Consider the following 2786-nt stretch of genomic DNA (forward strand, 5'->3'; position numbering starts at 1 on the left):
ACTCCTGGCCAGACTGACTGAACCGCCCCGGTCTCCACCGAACCCGGGGCGGTTCACCCGGAGCGGCCACACAAGACACGCTCTTAATATAACTACCCGCGCTTTGACCGACCGAAAAACCCGCTACCAGCTACCAGCTGGTCAGCGGCGGGCACCGCCAAGCTGGAGACCGACCACTCCGACGATGACGAGGGTCAGCGAGGCGACCTTTAGCGCGTTCATCGATTCGCCGAAGACGGCCGCGCCAATGACGGCCATGGCCGCGGTGCCGGCCGCGGACCACACCGCGTAAGTGAAGCCGATCTCCAGATGCTGCAACACTCGAGACACGAAAAAAAATGACAGCGGATAGCAGACACAGACCATCAGGGTCGGCCAGAGCCGAGTGAACCCGCTGGTCTCCCGAAGCGCCAGCGTTCCAGTGATCTCCAGCACTACAGCGACGATAAACTGCACGACGACGGCCATACCCGGACGATATCGGCGCGCCGGATGGCCGTCGCCCCGGCCAGGGAGTTCAACCCGTTCGGCTCGTTGATCGGCTGGCGGTCACCGGTAGCGGGATACCGACCCCGTGCCGGGCACTCGCCTCCGCGAGCAACGCGGCCAGCCAGCCCAGCGCGTCCAACGTCCACTCGGCGAGGGCCCCCTGGAAGGTGACCCGGTGCCGAGCAGATCCCTGCCACAGTTCATCGATGACGGCGGGTTCCAGCACCGGATGGTCGTCGTTCGCCGGAGAGAGCGAGTCATCCGAGAAGACGTGCTGGTCGAGTTCGCGCAGCCAGTCGAGCATCGCGGGGGCGGCGGAACGGATGGCCGGGTCCTGCCCGCCGTCCACCGTCACCCGCACCCGCGTTCTGTGCCGCGGGGCGCAGTCGGCGAACCAGCCGGCATCCTGCAGCAGACTTCCCACGGCGGGTGTCCGTGGCGAGATCCCGAGACCCTCCACCGGCGACGCCTGCACCGGCAGCAGGAGCTGCACCGCCGTCAGCCGCAGCGTGCCGATCCGCGCCACGGCATCGTCCGCGCAGGCCAGGAACGGCTACACCGGCAGGGGGCGGCGGTTCGGGACCGGTTCGGTCAACGACACCTGGAACCAGGCGGCGCGGGACGGCGACGCCCCGGCGGCGGCAGGCCGGTCCTGCCCGGCATCGTTCATCCCCCACAGGCCGCCGGAGGCGTCCGGCATGGCCTCGGCGAGCCAGCCCAGCGCGGACGACCTCGCGACGAACAGGCTGTACGCGTCGGAGGATGCGACGAAGGGATCCCGCCACGGGTGCGGCGCCAGCTCGCCGTGCAGGGAGGCGAACAGGGTGCCGGCGGGCCCGGCCGCGTCGCCCTCGTGCACTACCGCCGGCACCTGATGTTCCGACCCTTCGTGACGAGTTTGTTCGGGTCGTCGGGCACGCCCACCAGATCCACGTCGATGACGCTACGCCACCCTGTCAGACTGCCGCTCCTGCAGTGGCCCCGCCCGGTCGCCCGTGCGCCGCGCTCCCGTCGGTCTGGAGCGATCCCGCTTCCGTGGACCGGGGGTGTGAGACAGCTACGCCGAGGCCCGGCGAGCAGGACGTTCCCGCTCGGATCACACCGGCGCCCACCAGCCGGGATACATCACATCCGGTTCCCCGGGCCGGTACATTACGGCCATCGTGTCCAACATGCGCGGTCCAGGCGATGCGCCGCGGCGGCTCGACCGGCCGCTCGGCGGCGTACACCCGGTCCCGGCGGTCCCGCTGTCTCCGCCGTCTCCGCCGCTCCCCGATGAGGCACCCAGCCCGATGAGTACGCCCGTGCGGGGCGTCCGCCATCCCGCCGGCGCGTCCGGCCGCCCGCCGGCAGCCGGCCCGCGGGCCGGCTCCGCCTGACGGACCGAACGATCCGTGTTGCTCTTCATCCCGCTGGCCCTGTGCGCCGCGTTCCTGCTCGCGTCGTCCGCGGCTCTGCAACAACGCGCCGCCGGACGCAGCCGGTTCGCCGCCCGTGACGACCGGACGCACGCGCTGCCCGGAATAGGGCATCTGGTCGACCTGGCACGCGAACCGATGTGGCTGCTGGGCTGGCTGACAAACGTCGCCGGGTTCTTCACCCAGGCGCTCGCCCTACACCTTGGTTCCCTCGCCGAGGTGCAGCCCCTCATGGTCACCCAGTTACTGTTCACGCTCCCGCTGGGCCTGGTCCGCACCCATCTGCGGATGGTGCGGGGAGCATGGTGGGCGGTGGCATCGATCTGCGCAGGCCTCGCGCTGCTCCTCACGGTCCAGGGACGCCTACCCGCCCATGCTCCCCTGGACGAATACCGGCTGGCGCTGACCATCCTCGCGATCATTGCCCTCGCGGCGACACTGACGGTGTTCTCCCGCGGCCGGCGACCAGCAATGCGTGCGGCGATGCTCGGAGTCGGCGCCGGGCTGTTCTTCGCGCTGAGCGCCCTGCTGATGAAGCAGGTCACCGACGAGACCCTGAACGAGGGGATCGGTACCACCGCGACCCACTGGTTCGCCTACGCCCTGTGCGGAGTCACGATGGCCAGCCTCGTATTCGGGCAGATGGCGTTCGCCGTGGGCCCGCTCGCGCCGACCGTCACTGCCATGAACATCACCAATCCGACGGTCTCCTACACTCTCGCCGTGCTCGTCTTCGGGGTACCCGCCCCGGACACCCCCGGGGTTATCACAGGTGTCACGGTGGCGGCCCTGCTGGTCGTGGGCGGGGTCGTCCTGCTCGCCCGCTCGCCCGCCCTGCCACGCCCCACCCGTCGCCTGCCTGACGTCTCTCGCCACGAC

General features: G+C 70.1%; 4 protein-coding genes. 1 reads left to right on the forward strand and 3 read right to left on the reverse strand.

Translation table 11 applies throughout. From position 1 onward, the window contains the following. Positions 1–141: 141 nt before the first annotated feature. The 3 genes from AC08OO_RS23205 to AC08OO_RS23215 are packed head-to-tail and all read right to left on the reverse strand — an operon-like array spanning position 142 to position 1360. Entirely contained in the window at positions 142–468 is a 327-nt protein-coding gene (locus tag AC08OO_RS23205; RefSeq protein WP_476611842.1) for a DMT family transporter, read from the reverse strand. A gap of 49 nt (positions 469–517) precedes the next feature. Then, positions 518–1015: a hypothetical protein gene (locus tag AC08OO_RS23210; protein ID WP_476619096.1), complete on the reverse strand. Its 498-nt coding sequence runs from the start codon at positions 1013–1015 to the stop codon at positions 518–520. A gap of 27 nt (positions 1016–1042) precedes the next feature. Next, positions 1043–1360, reverse strand: coding sequence for a hypothetical protein (locus tag AC08OO_RS23215; RefSeq protein WP_476611844.1), 318 nt, complete (start codon positions 1358–1360; stop codon positions 1043–1045). A gap of 523 nt (positions 1361–1883) precedes the next feature. Between AC08OO_RS23215 and AC08OO_RS23220 the strand changes: the two genes are divergently transcribed. Further along, the coding region (locus tag AC08OO_RS23220; protein WP_476619097.1) for a DMT family transporter at positions 1884–2786 on the forward strand (903 nt) is incomplete at its 3' end.

The sequence above is a fragment of the Frankia sp. CeCAU1 genome (genome assembly GCF_977971845.1).

What these genes read in the sequence shown, in the direction of transcription:
- AC08OO_RS23205 (WP_476611842.1), bottom strand. Translation starts at nt 468, where the DNA reads ATGGCCGTCGTCGTGCAGTTTATCGTCGCTGTAGTGCTGGAGATCACT.